1 protein-coding gene is annotated in these 628 nt (G+C 43.5%); it reads right to left on the bottom strand.

What is annotated here, in order from left to right; translation table 11 throughout:
• Positions 1 to 62: 62 nt before the first annotated feature.
• Positions 63 to 509, bottom strand: a complete 447-nt coding sequence (tnpA, locus tag Xbud_RS19255; protein ID WP_099134496.1) for an IS200/IS605 family transposase — start codon at positions 507 to 509, stop codon at positions 63 to 65.
• Positions 510 to 628 lie beyond the last annotated feature (119 nt).

The raw sequence follows: 628 nt of genomic DNA, 5'->3' as shown, positions 1-628 counted from the left end.
AGTAAAAATCCGCCTTCATAGAAGGCGGCTTTGACGCGGCCCCCTAAAAGGGGGCTTAAACACTATTCTTCCAGCCCCAGCTGTATTTGTCTTTCTGCCTCTTCTTTGGCTACTTTGTCCTGGTACCGCACATATCTGCGAATAATTTCTTCATTGGCTCCTACCGAATCCACAAAATATCCTCTTTGCCAGAAGTGATTACCCCATAATTTTTTCTTTCTCAGATACGGAAATTTTGCGAACAGCCTTATGGCTGTCCGCCCTTTCACAAATCCCATTAGTTCTGAAACACTCAAGCTCGGGGGCGTTCTAACGACTAAGTGCACATGATCTATTTGCACGTTTAGCTCTATAACCGTACATTTCTTCATGCTGCAATAGACATAGATGCTTCGATAAAGCTCTTTACCTAAATTTCCTTTGAGGATTTTGTATCTGTACTTCGGTGTCCAGACAAGGTGATACTGACAACGATAAAATACATGTGAAGCCGATTCATATCTGCTCATGCTATTTACTCCTTTGATTTGCTGGTAACAAACTGAGGAAGTATTTAGCAAGAGCGTCCTACGGGCAAAGCCCCACAGGAACGATCACCACCTCCATAGGAGGTGGTTTAAGAGTGACA

The sequence above is a fragment of the Xenorhabdus budapestensis genome (assembly GCF_002632465.1).
GTDB classification, from domain to species: Bacteria; Pseudomonadota; Gammaproteobacteria; order Enterobacterales; family Enterobacteriaceae; genus Xenorhabdus; species Xenorhabdus budapestensis.
The sequence above is the reverse complement of the archived record's forward strand: the minus strand, read 5'-3'. Positions and strand labels throughout refer to the sequence as shown.